General features: G+C 75.4%; 10 protein-coding genes. 2 read left to right on the top strand and 8 right to left on the bottom strand.

Annotated features, from left to right (window positions below; genetic code table 11):
* Positions 1–2 precede the first annotated feature (2 nt).
* From OOK41_RS19965 to OOK41_RS19975, 3 genes are read right to left on the bottom strand one after another with little or no spacing between them, the layout of a single operon-like run.
* The gene (locus OOK41_RS19965) at positions 3–1,022 is read right to left on the bottom strand and encodes a substrate-binding domain-containing protein (protein WP_266266275.1); all 1,020 of its coding nucleotides are present in this window, start codon (positions 1,020–1,022) and stop codon (positions 3–5) included.
* Between the two features lie 59 nt (positions 1,023–1,081).
* Positions 1,082–2,116 (bottom strand): ABC transporter permease, encoded by a 1,035-nt coding sequence (locus OOK41_RS19970; RefSeq protein WP_207892653.1) that lies wholly within the window; start codon positions 2,114–2,116, stop codon positions 1,082–1,084.
* Positions 2,117–2,121: 5 nt separating this feature from the next.
* Entirely contained in the window at positions 2,122–3,033 is a 912-nt protein-coding gene (locus OOK41_RS19975; protein WP_117667181.1) for a ribokinase, read from the bottom strand.
* 290 nt (positions 3,034–3,323) lie between these two features.
* On the opposite strand from OOK41_RS19975, the gene OOK41_RS32095 reads away from it, so the two are divergent.
* Positions 3,324–3,668 (top strand): lactate utilisation protein LutB domain-containing protein, encoded by a 345-nt coding sequence (locus tag OOK41_RS32095; RefSeq protein WP_353962207.1) that lies wholly within the window; start codon positions 3,324–3,326, stop codon positions 3,666–3,668.
* A 738-nt stretch (positions 3,669–4,406) separates the two neighbouring features.
* On the opposite strand, the gene OOK41_RS19980 is transcribed toward OOK41_RS32095, so the two are convergent.
* The 5 genes from OOK41_RS19980 to OOK41_RS20000 form a co-directional block, all read right to left on the bottom strand.
* Complete coding sequence (locus tag OOK41_RS19980) at positions 4,407–5,663, bottom strand: family 16 glycosylhydrolase (protein ID WP_266266277.1); 1,257 nt, start codon at positions 5,661–5,663, stop codon at positions 4,407–4,409.
* Positions 5,664–5,719: 56 nt separating this feature from the next.
* Positions 5,720–7,270: a ricin-type beta-trefoil lectin domain protein gene (locus tag OOK41_RS19985; protein ID WP_266266278.1), complete on the bottom strand. Its 1,551-nt coding sequence runs from the start codon at positions 7,268–7,270 to the stop codon at positions 5,720–5,722.
* A 234-nt stretch (positions 7,271–7,504) separates the two neighbouring features.
* A complete protein-coding gene (locus OOK41_RS19990; protein WP_266266279.1) occupies positions 7,505–9,043 on the bottom strand; it encodes a bifunctional 3-(3-hydroxy-phenyl)propionate/3-hydroxycinnamic acid hydroxylase in 1,539 nt (512 codons plus the stop codon).
* An 85-nt stretch (positions 9,044–9,128) separates the two neighbouring features.
* Positions 9,129–11,762 carry a DUF6493 family protein gene (locus OOK41_RS19995; RefSeq protein ID WP_266266280.1) on the bottom strand — a complete coding sequence of 878 codons (2,634 nt, stop codon included), beginning with the start codon at positions 11,760–11,762 and terminating at the stop codon, positions 9,129–9,131.
* Positions 11,759–13,093: an SWIM zinc finger family protein gene (locus tag OOK41_RS20000; protein ID WP_266266281.1), complete on the bottom strand. Its 1,335-nt coding sequence runs from the start codon at positions 13,091–13,093 to the stop codon at positions 11,759–11,761. Before OOK41_RS20000 ends, OOK41_RS19995 begins: the two co-directional genes overlap by 4 nt.
* A gap of 878 nt (positions 13,094–13,971) precedes the next feature.
* Here OOK41_RS20000 and OOK41_RS20005 point away from each other — a divergent pair.
* Positions 13,972–15,171, top strand: coding sequence for a S8 family peptidase (locus OOK41_RS20005; RefSeq protein WP_266266282.1), 1,200 nt, complete (start codon positions 13,972–13,974; stop codon positions 15,169–15,171).
* Positions 15,172–15,174: the final 3 nt, after the last annotated feature.

A 15,174-nucleotide genomic window follows, 5' to 3' on the forward strand; every position in this document is an offset into this window, starting at 1 on the left:
GCTCAGCCCTCCACCGGCACGTCGCCGACGTTGGCGCGGGTGACGACGAGGACGCCCGTGTCGACGCTGGAGATCTCGGTGCCGTTCTTCAGGTAGTCGGCGAGCAGCTTGACCGCCTGGTAGCCCTGCTCGGCCGGAGCCTGGCTGATGGTCAGGTCGACGACGCCGGACTTGAGGTACTCGACGGTCTGCGGCTGGATGTCGAAGCCGACCGAGTGGATCTTTCCGGCGTTGCCGGACTGCTGGAGCCACTTGGCTCCGGCGGTGAAGCTGCAGCAGTCGAGCGAGACGAGGGCGACGGCGTCCTTCTGCGCGGCCATCGTCGACTCGATGGTGTTGTAGGCGGCGCTGGGCTCGTTGCCGGTGTTCACCGGGCCGACGATCTGCAGGCCGGCGTCCTTGACACCCTCCTGGAATCCGGAGAAGCGGTCGTTGGACCAGCCGGCGCCGGAGTCGACCGAGGCCACCACGACCTTGCCCGTCCTGCCCTTGAGGACGCCGATCAGCTCCTTGGCGAGGGACTTACCGGAGGCGACGAGGTCCTGGCCGACGAAGCCCATCTGCTTGGACTCGGGGTTGTTGGTGTTGAACGAGATGATCGGGATGCCGGCGTCGTACGCCTGGGCGATGACCGGCTTGAGGGCGTCGTTGCTGGCCGAGGAGACGGCCAGACCGTGGATCTGCTTCTGGTTGATCAGGGTCTGCAGCTCGGCGACCTGGTCGGCGGGATTGCCACCGGACGGCCCGATCATCTGGGCGTCGACGCCGAACTCCTTGGCGCCGCGCTCCATGCCCTGCCGGATCGGGACGGCGAAGGCCAGCGACGGGTCGTGGTAGCTGAGCTTGATCTTGAGGGGTTGGCCCTTCTCGACCGCGTCCTTGATGTAGCCGGCGAGCGTGAACCCGCTGCCGTCGGCGGCGGCGGTGCTGGCCGGGGTGACCGCGCCGCAGGCGGCGTTGGTCACCAACGCGAGGCCGAGGGTCGCGGCGACGGCGATCCGTCGCCGGAGGGAGAGCGTCATTGCGGGGGGCTCCTTGCGGTGTGGGGGGACGGGGTGTGGCGGGCGGGGGACGGGGGAGGTCACCGACGCCCGGAGCGTCTGCGCAGCCAGGTGTCGGCGGCCACGGCGAGGATGATCACCGCGCCGGTCGCCACGGTCTGCCAGAACGAGGAGATGCCGCGCAGGTTGAGGATGTTCTGCAGCACGCCGATGAAGGCGACGCCGATGACGGTGCCGAGCATGGTGCCGGAGCCGCCGAACAGGGCCGCACCGCCGATGATCACGGCGGAGATGGCGGTCAGCTCCATCCCGGTGCCGGTGACGCCCTGCACGTAGGAGAGGAAGGACAGGCCCAGCACGCCGGCCAGGCCGGCGAGCGTGCCGGAGAGGGTGAACGCGGCGACCTTCACCCGGCCGGTGTTGATCCCGCACAGCCGGGCGGCCTCGGCGCTGCCGCCGACGGCGTAGGTGTTGAAGCCGTACCGGGAACGGGACAGCACGATCATGCCGACGACGGCGACGAGCGCGAAGAGGACGAGCTGCATCGGTACCAGGCCGAACAGCTTGCCCTGGCCGAGCAGGTTGAACTCGGCCACGCCGGGGTCCTTGGCGGACAGCGAGATCGGCGAGCCGCCGCTGAGCAGCAGCGTCACGCCCCGGTAGACGCTCAGCGTGCCGAGGGTGACGATGAACGACGGGATGCCGAAGCCCACCGTCATCAGGCCGTTGAGCAGGCCGGCGACCGCGCCGGCGGCGATCCCGCCGAGGGCGGCCAGCGGCCAGGCGACGTCGGAGCTCATCAGCAGTCCACAGACGACGGCGCCGAGGCCGTAGATCGAGCCGACGGACAGGTCGATCTCGGCGTTGATGATCACGAAGGTGACGCCGACGGCCATGATGCCGATCTGCGCGATCTGCTGGCCGACGGTGAGGAAGTTGTCGGTGCCGACGAAGCCCGGGGCGATCAGGGTGCCGAGGGCGAACAGCACGACCAGGGCGAGGAAGGTGCTGGCCTCCCGGGCGTGCAGGAAACGGTGCAGCGGGGAACGGGCGGCGGGGGCGGCGGCACGCTCGGGTACGGGGGGCGCCGCGGGGGCGGTGGTCATCTGGGCCATCGGTCTCATCTCCTCAACAGGGCCGCGACGTCGTCCGGGCGGGGCAGGGCGGGGATCACCTCGGCGACGCCGACGGCGTGCGCGCCGGCCGCGGCGGCGAAGCGGACCGCGTCGGTGAGGGCGTCGCCGCGGGCCAGGGCGACAGCGAGGGCTCCGGTGAAGGCGTCGCCCGCGCCGGTGGTGTCGACGACGTGGGGCACGGGGACCGGGTCGACGTGGACCCGCCGCCCGTCGTGGTCGACGAGTGCGCCGTCGGCGCCGAGGGTGAGCACGATCGTCCCGGCGTAGCGGGCCCGGATCAGGTCCACCAGCTCGTCGCCGGTGGCCGGGTCCTCAGGGTCGCGGCCGGTCAGCACCCGGGCCTCGCTGGCGTTGGGCGTGACCACGTCGATCCAGCCCCACGCCTCGTCCGGCAGGGCGACGGCCGGCGCGGGGTTGAGCAGCGTCCGGACTCCGCGTTCGTGGGCGGTGCGCAGCGCCGCGACGGCCACCGGCAGCGGAATCTCCAGCGAGACCACGACCAGGTCCGCCTCGGCGATGCGGTCGGCGAAACCCTCCACGTCGGCGGGTGTCAGCTCGTCCAGGGCTCCGGGGGCGATGGCGATCCGGTTCTCGCCGTGCTCGTCGACGAGGATGACGCCGACCATCGTCGCGGCGTCGGCGGTGCGTACGCCGGCGGCGTCGACGCCCTCCTGCGCCCAGAGCTGGCGCGCGGCGGCGCCGAACTGGTCCGGGCCGACGGCGGTCAGGAGGCTGACCCGCGCGCCGAGCCGGGCGGCGGCCACCGCCTGGTTCGAGCCCTTGCCCCCGTGCCCGGACGCGAACCGTCCACCGGACAGGGTCTCCCCGGCGACCGGCACCCGGGACACCCGCATGGTGAGCCCGGCGCCGTAGCTGCCGATCACTGCAATCTTCATCCTGGCCTCATGTTCATGGACAACCATGTACAACAGAGGGGACCGTAGGGACCGCCAGCCGGCGATGTCAAGGGCCTCGACGACATTGAGCCGAAACGTTTCCGCAATCCGAGGGACGCCACAGAGACGCCCATCACACAATTTTGCCCCTTTTGTGGAGCTGACCCCGCGCGTTTCGCCCCGCCGCGCCTCCGGCCCAGCCGCGACTCCGGCCCGGACGACACGCTCCCGGCGCCGACCCGCGCCTCCCTGCCGTACGGGTCCAGCCTCTGCGGCACCTACTTGGACGGGTGCCCGGTGCGCATCGACATCCCGTCGATCCTGGTGACCTGCGTGGCGAGCACGTCGCCGCCAGGGCCCGACGGCCTCCGCCGTCGGCGGAGGCCGTCGCGATGGGCGTGGCCGCCTGGGTGATGGCCTCGCCGCGCCGGTTCCGGCTCGCCGGGTCCGCCCTGCGGCTCGCCCGGTCGCTGGGCGGGCGGCGGGGGTGGATCACCCGCCTGCCGCCGCCGCTGTCGGCGTGGACGGCCAGCCGGGACGTGCCCTGGCCGCCCCGGCGTACCTTCCGCCGGTGGTGGCGCTCTACTGGCTGGGCCGACAGCCGGGGCGGGCACGGCACCGCCGGCCGGGTCTGACCCCGGCCGGACGACGGGACCGGGACCGCCGGCCAGGCCCGGGGCGAGGACCGATGAGCCCGCGCGCTTCCGGACGGTCCGATCGCCGAGGAGGGCCGCCGAGCCGCCCGGGACACCGTGCTGGGGCGGATCCGCGCCGCCCTGGGGCCCGAGCCGGCGGTGCTGCCGGTGCCCGGAAGCACCGCACCCGGGGTGGGCACCGCCGCCCTGGGGCCCAAGCCGGCGGTGCCGCCGGTGCCCGGGACCACCGCACCCGGGGTGGGCACCCGGCCGGCGACCCGGCCCTGCTCGACCCGCTCGCCGACTACCGCGCCACGGTCGTCGCGGCCACGCCGGGGCGGCTCGCCGAGGCGGTGGCCGCCGAGCTGGCCCGGTCGTCCCGGGCGGCGGCCGGGTGACGTCCCGCCCCGCCTGCCGGCCTGGGCGCCGGCCGCGCACCCTGGTCAGCGGCCCGTCCGCGACCAGCGACATCGAGCTGCACCGGGTGGAGGGGTGCCCGGCCCCCGTACCCCCGTGGTGGTCCTGGTCCCGCCCGGACTGACGACCGCAGTCGTCCATGCGGGACGGTCCTGCGTGTCTTCTTCGTGGTCGCGCGGCGGCCCGACGGCTCGGCAGGGGGTGCCCACCGCGCCCGCCGGAGCCGCTGGCCGGCGGGCCCGGCGCAGCGGCTCGCGCGCTGCGCCGGGCACCTTCGTCACCCGGCCGGCGGGCGGCGCGTCGGCGCCCCCCGGTCGGCGGTCAGTACCGCGACCACCTCTGGTTGGCGCTGCCCGCGCAGTCCCAGAGCTGGAGCTTGCCCCCGTTGGCCGGGTTCTGGTCGCGCACGTCGACGCACCGGTTGGCGCTGAGGTTCACCAGGTCACCGGAGGCGTTCAGGGTGAACCGCTGGGCCGGGTTGCCGTTGCAGGTGACGAGGTTGACCTCGGTTCCGTTGGCGGTGCCGGCCCAGGCGGGGTCCATGCACTTGCCCATCGCCCGCACCGTGCCGTCGGTGGCGAAGGTCCACGCCTGCGCGGCCGTGGTGTTGCAGTCCCAGATCTGCAGCTTCGCGCCGTCGACCGGGTTGGCGCTCGGGATGTCGATGCACCGCCCGCTCTGCGCGCCCCTGAGCCGCGTGGTGCCGGTGGGCGGGTTGCCGCCGTCGGTGTAGCCGTTGACCCGGACGTAGTCGACCAGCATCTGCTGCGGGAACTGGGTGGAGGCGTCCGGGTAGCCCGGCCAGTAGCCGCCGACGGCCACGTTCAGGATCATGAAGAACGGGTGGTCGAAGACCCACCGGTTGCCGCCCAGCCGGCTCGGGTCGACGCGGTGGAACTCGACGCCGTCGAGGTACCAGACGATCGAGTTGGGCTGCCAGTCCACCCGGTAGGTGTGGAAGGCATCGGCCAGCGGCGCGCCGACGCTGCGGCTGCCGCTGATGCCGCCGCTGCCGGAGTACCCCGGCCCGTGCACGGTGCCGTAGGCGGTGTTCGGCTCGCGGCCGATGTTCTCCATGATGTCGATCTCGCCGGCGTTCGGCCAGCCGACGCTGCCCATGTCGTTGCCGAGCATCCAGAACGCCGGCCAGATGCCCTGGCCCCGGGGGATCTTGATTCGGGCCTCGAACCGGCCGTACGCCTGGGTGAACGTCGCGGCGGTGAGCAGCCGGGCCGAGGTGTACTCGCACCGGCCGTAGTGGCACTGGTAGTTGGCCGGGTTCTCCCTGCGGGCGGTGATGACCAGGTTGCCATTGCCGTCGTGCACCGCGTTGCTGGTGCTGTTCGTGTAGTACTGCATCTCGTTGTTGCCCCAGCCGCTGCCGCCGATGTCGAACCGCCACTTGCTCTGGTCGACGGCCGTGCCGGCGGGGGCGTTGAACTCGTCGGCCCAGGTGATGCCGCCGATCGCCGCCTGGGCGGGCGCGGTGGGGCCGGGCAGGACGAGGGACGCCGCGACGACGACGAGGGCGACGGCGGCGCGGGCGAGCGCGCGGGGCGCGGAGCGGGATCTGGTCACGGGGGCCTCCTCGGGGGACGGTCCGGGCGGTCGTAGGGCTGGGCGGTGGGGCGCGGTCAGCCCCGCCGCCACTTCTGGTTGGCGGTGCCGGCGCAGTCCCACAGTTGGAGCCGGGCGCCGTCGCCGCCGTTCCAGTCGACGATGTCGACGCACTTGTTGGCCTGCGGGTTGACCAGGTCACCGGCGGCGGACAGGACGAACTGCTGGGCGGGGTTGCCGCTGCAGTTGGCGATCTGGATCACCGCACCGTTGGCGGTGGACCCCCAGGCCACGTCCATGCACTTGTTGTTCTGGGTGTGCAGGGAACCGCCGGTGAGGGTCCACGCCTGGGCTCCGGTGCCGTTGCAGTTCCACATCTGCAGGGGCACGCCGTCGGAGAAGTTCGAGTTCGGCACGTCGATGCACTTGTTGTTCCAGTTGCTGATCAGCCGGTCCCCGCCCCCGCCGGCCGTGACCAGCGACAGCCCGTACGCGCCGAGGATCTCGTTGACCGGCTGGAACCAGGTGGTGCCGCCGGTGGAGCAGTTGCCGGAGCCGCCGGAGGTGACCCCCTGCGCCTGGTTGCCGCTGATCCACGCCCCGCCGGAGTCGCCGCCCTCGGCGCAGGCGTTGCTGCGGCTCAGGCCGGACACCGCGCCCTGGGCGTAGTTCACCGTCTCGTTGCGACCCAGGATGGTGCCGCACCGCCAGCCGGTGGTGCGCCCGGAGCGGCAGACGGAGCTGCCGATCGCGGCGTCCTGCGAGCCGGCCACCGTGACGTTGCCGCCGGAGTAGTTGTTCACCCAGGGCCGTGGGGTCCAGTTGCTGTTGGTCCGCACCCAGCCGTAGTCGTTGCCGGGGAAGGACGAGCCGGCGAAGGTGCCCTGCGCGACGTTGTTGAAGCCGAGCGTCGGGCTGCCGGTGCCGCCGCAGTGCCCGGCCGTGACGAAGCCGCCGGCGACCGCGAAGCCGACCGAGCAGAGCGTGTTGCCGTTGATGACGTACTGGTCGCCGCCGCGGATGTCGTACAGCGGTCGGGGCGTGTCGGCGGACTCGACGATCCGGACGGCGTCGGCGGCGACGCCGCTGGTGCGCGCGAACGCGGTCGCCTCGGCGGTGGCGCCCGGCGCCACCGTCAGCACCACGTTGTTGCCGGTGACGTCGACGTGCCAGCCGCGGATCCGTCGCGGGTCCGCCCGGTCGGCGCGCCGGTCGAGGGCCCGCTTGACGGTGCCGAGCGTGCGCTCGCTGCGGGCGGCGACGGTGGCGTCGGCGCCCTCGGCGCGGACGACGGCGGCCAGCGCGGGGTCGGTGACCGCCACGGTCAGCCGCTGCCCGCCCGCCGGGATCCAGGCGCCGGCGAACGCCGCGCCGAGCTGGGCGCGCAGCCGCTTCTCGACCGGCGGGGCGGCGGCCTCGACGCGCAGCCGGGCGCCGACCTGCTCGGCGGTCAGCCCGAGGTCGCGGCGCATCGCCGTGACCAGTTCCGGGGATAGGTCGGCGACGCCCGTCGCGGCGGGGGCCGCGGGGGCGCCGGGGGTGTCGGCGGCGCGGGCCGCCAGTGGCGACGCGACGACGAGCAGGAGGGCTGCGGTGATGGTGCCGAACGCGCGTAGCTGTCGCGGCATGAAGATCCTCCCGAGGGGACGTACGGGCGGTCGCGGCGGTGCGATGCGGGGGGGCGGGAAGGGCTGAGAGAGCGCTCTCTAACGAAGTCTGTCGATGTTAACGGCTTCTGTCAAGACTGTTACCAGTTGCCCGCCACGCCCGCCCGCCACGCCCGCCCGCCCACCCGCCGGCGGGCGGTCCGTCGTCCCCGGGGCGCGCTTGCGCCCGGGCCGGCCCGGCCCGACGCCCGGGGCCTACTCCGGGCCGCGGTGCGGCACCCGGCGGAGCGGCAGGGCCGGGGCTGCCCGGAGCAACGCCGCCGCGTCGGCGCCCGTCCGCATCACCGTGCGGTCGGGACGCACGAGCGCCGCCCGGGCCCCGCCGCGACCCAGCCACCGCCCGAGGGCCGAGCCCGGCTCCACCGGCACGAGCACCACCCGTCGGCGCCGCGCCTCGGCGGCCACCTCCCCGGGGACCGGCCCGGCGACGAGCACCGCGAAGCGGGACCCGAGCACGTCGTCGAGGCGGCGGCCGTCGCCTAGGACCGGGTTCGGGCAGAGCCGACCGGCGCGGCTCCACGGCACCCAGCGCCGCCGGCGCAGGGCCGAGGGACGCAGGGCCGGCGTCGTGCTGTCCAGGACCCGCGCCCGCAGGCCCGGGACGTGGACCAGCCGGGGCGCGACGGCCCGGCGCAGCAGGTCGCCGACCTCGCCACCCCGGGTCATCGCCCGGCCGACGCCCACGGCGAGCCGGATCGACGCGGTCACGTGGGGCCTGCGCTCAGCCTCGTAGCTGTCCAGCGCGGCGTCGGGCAGGCCCCCGGCCAGCACCGAGGCCAGTTTCCAGGTGAGGTTGGCGGCGTCGCGCAGCCCGGCGCCCAGGCCCTGGCCGATGAACGGCGGGGTGAGGTGGGCGGCGTCGCCGAGCAGGAACACGCCCCCGGCCCGCCACCGGTCGGCCACCTGGGCACGGAAGGTGTACTCCGCGCAGCGGAGCACCACGAGCGCCTCGAACGGCACGTCCCCCGTCCACGGCCGGACCAGCTCGCGCAGGGTCGCCGGGGTGGACACCGCCGCCGCCGTCTCGCCGGGCAGGAGGCGGAACTCCCAGCGGTGCCGGCGCGCCCCGACGCGCAGGTAGGTCGCGGCCCGGCGGGGGTCGCACACCTGGTGCACGCCCCCCCAGGCATCGATCGCGGCGTCGGTGTCGACGTCGACCACGAGCCAGCGCTGCGCGAAGCCGAAGTCGCGCATCCTCGACCCGACCTGCGTCCGGACGGTGCTGTTGGCGCCGTCGCAGCCGAGGACGTACCGCGCGCGCAGCGCCGCCCGCTCCCCCGACCCCCGGTCGGTCACCGCGACGGCCACCGCCCCGGCACCGTCGGCGTGAACCGCGGTGACCTCGACGCCGCCGCGCAGGGTGACCAGGGGATCATCGGCGACGGCGCGGCGCAGGATGGCCTCCAGCCGCGGCTGGTCGAACATGTTCGCCTGCGGGTGGCCGTGGATCCCGGCCGCCGTGCCGCGACTGAACTGCGCCAGGACGCGGTGGTCGGGGCCCAGCAGCCGCAGCCCCTCGGCGGGCCGGGAGATCGCCGCGAACTGCTCGTGCACCCCCGCCCGGTGCAGGATCCGGCACACCTCGTCGTCGAGGTGGACCGCACGCGGCCGGGGGTAGACGGCCGGCCACCGGTCCAGCACAACGCAACGGACACCGTGGACGGCGAGCAGCCGGGCCGCCGTCACCCCGGTCGGCCCGGCGCCCACGACGACGACGGGCCACGGATCCTCCATCGGTCCCCCTCGCCCGGCCCGCGCCACCCGGATACGGGCGGCCGGCGCGCCGGACCCGCCCGGTCCGACGGTACCGACCGCCCGGTCAGCCGGCGGTGACCACCCGGTGCAGGCGGCGCGCCTCGGTCACCATCCGGGTCGTCCCGCTGCGGCCGGCCACCTCGGCCAGCCCCGCCACCTCGATCGCGACCCCGGTGCCCGTGGCGGTCTCGGCCGCCAGGGTCAGCAGGTCGGGCAGGCCCCGTGGCGGCGTGCGGGCGGCGAGCAGCGGCGGCAGCGCCGCGGCCAGCAGCCGCCACACGCTCAGCGGCGCCCCGGCCGTCGCCGCGTCGCGCAGCGGCTCGACCGCCCGGGTCAGCTTCACCACCTGCCCGGCGGCCAACTCGCCGAGCTGCCCGCCCACCGCGGCGGCGTCGAGCCGGCCGGCGCCGGCCAGGGCGAGCAGGGCGTCCAGCGCGGCGACCCGGTCGGCGCCGTGGCGGGCCCCGAGGCCGTAGGCCAGCGCGAGGTCGACGGAGGCCCCGCCGGATCCGCCGCACTCGGCGAGCAGCGGCAGCGCCCGGGCACCGTCGCGGCGGTCCAGGTCCGCGGCGGCGGCCACGTCCGGCAGGAGGTGCGCGGCGACCACGCCCAGGTGGTGGGGCAGCACCGACGGCCACATCCGGGTCCAGCCGAAGTGGTCCGTCTGCATCGGGGCGGGGTCGGCGGTCAGCAGGCCGTACCGGTCGTCGTAGCCGTCCGGTGGGCGCAGCTCGACGGCGACGCGGCGGGCCGGGAGCTGGTCGTACTCCCAGTCGTAGCCGATCTTGCGGGCCCGGCGGGCGAGCGTGGTGACCCGGATGACGGGATCGGGCAGCCCGCCGCCGCGCAGCCAGGCGGCGAGCCGGTCACCGGCCGGGGTGCGCAGCGCCTCGGCCCGGCCGGCCAGCCCGTCGTCGACGGCGGTGGGCAGGCGCAGCAGCGCCTGGGTGAGGTCCCAGTGCCACGGCTCGCGGTCGCCGAGCGCGGCGAGCCGCTCCAGCAGGGCCAGCGGGTCGAGCGCGCCGTTGGCCGAGGTCGGCCTCGCGAGCAGGCCGGGGTGGCCCGGCTCGCCGAGGTGGTGGCCGACCTCCGCGACGCGGGCCCGCAGCAGGGCGTGCGGCGCCGGCACCCGGGGGTCGGTGCTGACCAGCTCCGGCTGCGACGGCGACCGGTTGGTGCGCCGCACGGCGGCCAGCAACGCGCTCCACCGGCTGCGGGGCTGGGCGGCCGGGGTGGGTCCGCCGGCGCCCTCCAGGACGTCGCCGACGAGGCCGCACAGGCAACACGGGTCCCAGCGGTGCTCGCTGGCCCAGGACCAGTGCCGGCGGCTCAGCACCGGGTCGAGCGCGGCGCGCACCCGGTCGCCGTCGGTCGCCGCGAGCCGGACCAGCCCGTCGAGGAGTCGGTCCAGCGGCTCGTCCCGGCTCTCCGTGCCGAGCAGCGCGGCGACCTCCTCAGCGAGCTCGTCGACGTCGGTGATCGGCGGCGGGGCGGCCGGGGGCGGGCCGGGGCGGGGCAGGTCGTCGCCGCGCGGGGCGGTGACCGTCGCGCCCGCGCCGGCGGCCGGGTCGAGGCCGTGGCGGGCGGCCAGGGCGGTGGCGCGCTCGCGCAGGTCGACGGCGGGATGCTCGGCGGCGACGGCGATCACCTCGGCGATCTCGGCGGCCCGGTCCCGGTGCCGGCGGGCGAGCCGGTCGAGCCAGGCGAGCTGGCCGCGCACCAGCGCCTTGTCCGGCCGCACCAGCACCTCGCGGGAGGTGTCGAGCACCGCGTCCAGCTCCAGGTCGGGCACCGCGCGCAGCGCCTTCTGCGCCGAGGTGGCGACGGCGCCGGGGGCGTCGGCGAGCAGTCGCAGGTAGTCGGTGGCGCGGGCGGCGACCTCGTCGGTGGTCGGCTGGAGCAGGTCGAGCAGCACGGTGAAGGCGCGCAGCGCCGCCGGCCGGTCGCCGCGCAGCAGCCGGCCGACCGCGCCGTCGAGCAGGGCGGCGCGGTCGACCAGCCCCTCGGCGGCGAGCTGGGCGAGCGCGGTCGGCAGGGCGTGCGGGCGGCGGTCCTTCCAGTCGGTGACGATCTCGTCGAACATCATCGGCGAGCCGAGACCGTCGACCTCGAACAGCCGGGGCAGCAGCGCCGGCAGGAACGGGTCGGCGCGTAGCCGGTCGAGCAGCGGCACGGGCGCGGCGCGCCCCGGCCGGTCGGGCCGCGACAGCGCGAGCACCCACAGCTCGACGAACCGGTCCCCGGGCGGCGGTTCGGCCTGCCCGGCGTGCAGCAGCGCGGCGATGAACCGCCAGTGCTCGACCTGGGTGTCGCGCTGGAGCTTCCCGGCCATCCGCAGGGCGAGGTCGGTGAGCCAGGTGATCCCGCGGTCCTCGGCGGCCCGGCGCACGAGCGCCGCGGCCCGCTCGCCGTCCACGGCGACGACGCGACGGCTCAGGACGGGGGCCGCCTGGGCCGCACTGGGCAGGCAGCCGACCACGGCCACGGCCAGCGCGGTGCCCTTGCCGATACCCCACCAGGTGGCCCGCCGTGCCTTGAGCCAGTCGGTCAGCTCGGCGCCGACGGCGCGCCGCCGGTCCTCGGGCAGCCCGGCCAGCGCGTCGACGATCAGCCCGGCCGATCCGGCGTCGATCAGGTCGAACAGGTCGCTGGTGCCGCCGGCGGCCAGCTCCCACCGGCGCCGGATCGTGGTCTTCACACCCGCTCCCGCACGTCGGCGGTGGCCATCCGGGTGGCCAGCGCGTGCTTGCACGGCCCGCGCTGCCCGCGGTGCTTGGCCCACCAGGGGCAGGTGCAGGTGAACCCGCCGTCGGGCAGCCGGCGGACCCGGTAGACCTCGTCGCCGCTGCGCACGGTGGCGCCGGCCTCGTCGGACGCGACGGCGCCGGCGTCGAGCAGCGCCCGCGCGCCGACCAGCCGCGGGTTGTCCCGTTCGGCCCGGCCCGCGTCGTACGGCATGACGCGGTGGAAGTACGCCGCCTCGGAGACGTCGTAGCCGACCCGCCCGGCGGTGCCGAGCTGCGCGAGGGCGCCCCGGACCCGGGCCGCGTCGATGCCGGCGGAGGCGGCCAGCGCGTCGACGTCGACGGTCGGGTCCCAGGACAGCAGGGCGGAGATCAGCTCGGCGTCGTCGACGACGTCGTCGCCGGCCAGCGCGGTGAGAGCGGCGCCCTCGCCGGAGAACCCGCGGTAGGGCTCGGGGGACAGGGTCAGCGACAGCCGCAGGGCCCCGGTGTCGAGCTCCCAGGTGCTGGGCAGCGGCGCCGAGCCGGGCGTGGCGGTCGGGCCGTACACGCGCAGGGTCCGGGCGAAACGCAGCAGGCCGCGCAGGGCGGTCAGTCGGCCCGCGCCGGCGAGGCAGACCGCGCCGGGCACGGGCCGCGAGGTCAGCCGCAGGCCACGCCCGGCGGGCACCGCCCAGAGCACCGACCGGTCGTTCGACGCCGGCAGCCGGCGCAGGAACGCGGCGGCCTCGACCGCCGGGATCTCCGCCCGCGGCTCGAACGCCGCGGCCAGGACCTGCACCTCGGCGAAGCCGCGCAGCCAGCGCACCGGCAGCGGCACCTTCTTCTCCACCACCGCGCCGTCCATGGTGGAGACGGTCAGGTCGTCGGGGCCGACCGACAGGTGCAGCGGGTCGAGGCCGCCGACCCGGGCGAGCGACTGGCGCAGCGGGTTGTTGACGTCGACGTTGGTGGTGCCGTGCTCCACCACGTCGCCGTCGAGGCCCTCCGGCAGGGCGTCGAGGCGGGCGTAGACCCCGCAGCAGCCGGAGAACGACTCGAACCGCAGCCGGTCCCGGCTGCCGGTGACGACCGGGTCGAGGCTCGCCGGGCTGACCGGCCGGTAGTAGCGGGTGCGGGCCACCTCGGCCACGGCGAGCAGCCCGACGGCGGCGGCCTGCGGCGTGGTGAGGAAGCCGGTGAAGAACCGGGGGTTCGGCGCCGGGCCGCCGCTGGTCTGCAACGCGAGGCCGGTACGGCTCAGCGCCGAGGACCCCAGGTACCGGTACGTCTGTTGGGCGTTCACGGGCCCGGACGATACAAGATCGCTCCGACAGTTCTCGCCGGGCGGATCACGCGGACCGGTCGGCCTCGGCGTGGACAGCTGGCCGCCCGGCAGCGGGCCCTGGCCGCCGAGCCGGCCCTGCGCCGGACCGTCGTGATCAAGCACAACCTGGCCGGATCGCCCCCGTCGGCGCGCCCTTGCACCCACGGCCGGCTTCGACACAGGCCCGGCGTGATCGTCTGCTGATTTGTGAGACGACACGCCGGGCGAGTTCTCCATAGACAGCAAACGATCATGGAGAGTCGCCCCCCAACGATGGGAGGGGCGGCGCTAGGGCGCGTGTCATCCAGCGCGATCGTGTGCGCTCGTACGGCGCGTTAAGCGCTCGGCGGAAGGGGTCGGCTACAGGGCCGTCAGGGACAGTACGGGCCGACACGGCCAGCAGGCGGGCCAGCGCCACCGCGACGGCGGCCTCCCACCGCGGATTCCACCGCCCAGGCGGCTCGACCGGCGGTATGCCGGGCCGCCCCTCTCGCAGAGCCTCCCACCCGAGCGGCGTCTGACGCGGGGAGGCATCGCCGGTGACGGACCGCCTCTGGGTCCAGCCACACCGCCTGCCAGCGTCCGAAGTCGTCGACGCGGGTCGCTACCGGCCGCCCGCACCGGACACACGCGAGACTAGGGCCGTCTCGCTCGTGAACAAGGTCATGCGAACTCCCGAGCCCTCACCCGCGAGCGCGGTCTCAGCTCCCGACGGCCCGATGAGGCATCGGGCCACGGTATGAGGCATCCGATATATATTCGTCTCCCTGGATGATGGGTAGGCTCGGCCCAGTCCGTTCGCGTCGTCTCCCCGGCGGCATCTGGCCCCGGAGACGGCCAGAGCACGGGAGGCCGGGATGACGCCGCCACGCAACCGCCGCCGGTCCGCCGCCCTGGCCGTCCTGTTCGCCCCGGTCGTGGCCGCCGCCATGGCCGGGACTCCGGCCGGCGCGGCACCGGCCGCCGGCGACATTCTGCGGGCGGGCGGGGCCAGCGCCGTCGAGGGCAGTTACGTGGTGGTGCTCGCCGACAGCGGGCGAACCGCCGCCGACTCGGCCACGCGGCTCGCCGCCCGGTACGGCGGTTCCGTCGGCCAGGTCTACGGTGCCGCGCTGCACGGTTTCGAGGCCCGGCTGCCGGAGCGGGCCGCCCGGCGACTGGCCGCCGACCCGGCCGTGGCGTACGTCGAGCAGAACCACGTGGTGTCGCTGGCCGCCGGGGTCCAGCTCAACCCGCCGTCGTGGGGCCTGGACCGCATCGACCAGCGCCTGCTGCCGCTGGACCAGCGCTACGCCTACCCGAACACCGCGCCCGGCGTGCACGCGTACGTCGTCGACACGGGCATCCGCGCCACCCACGTCGACTTCACCGGCTCCGCCGCAGGCGGGTACGACGCGGTCGACGGCGCCCTGCCCGCCGACGACTGCAACGGCCACGGCACCCACCTCGCCGGCACCGTCGGCGGCCAGCAGCACGGGGTCGCCAAGGACGTCCACCTGGTCCCGGTACGGGTGCTCAACTGCGCCGGCAGCGGCACCTACGCGCAGGTCATCGCGGGGGTCGACTGGGTCACCGCGAACGCGGTGAAACCCGCGGTGGCCACCATGGGCCTGGGCGGCAGCGCCAGCACCGCGCTCGACAGCGCGGTGACCGCCTCCATCAACTCCGGCGTGACCTACACCGTCACCTCGGGCAGCTCCGCCACCAACGCCTGCAACTACTCCCCGTCGCGGGTGCCGGCGGCGCTCACCGTCGCCGGCACCACGCCGACCGACGCCCGGATGAGTTCCGCCAACTACGGCTCCTGCCTGGACCTGTTCGCCCCCGGCCAGGGCATCACCTCGACCTGGCACACCAGTGACACCGCCACCAACACGATCAGCGGCGGGCCGATGGCCGCCGCGCACACCGCCGGGTGCGCGGCCCTGGTCCTCCAGGACCACCCCACCTGGACCCCCGCCCAGGTCGCCGCCCACCTCACCGGCACCGCCACCACCGGCGTCGTCGGCGCTCCGGGAGCCGGCTCGCCCAACCGCCTGCTCTACTGCGGCGGCTGAGGT

It is taken from the genome of Micromonospora sp. NBC_01655 (assembly GCF_026339755.1).
Lineage (GTDB): Bacteria > Actinomycetota > Actinomycetes > Mycobacteriales > Micromonosporaceae > Micromonospora.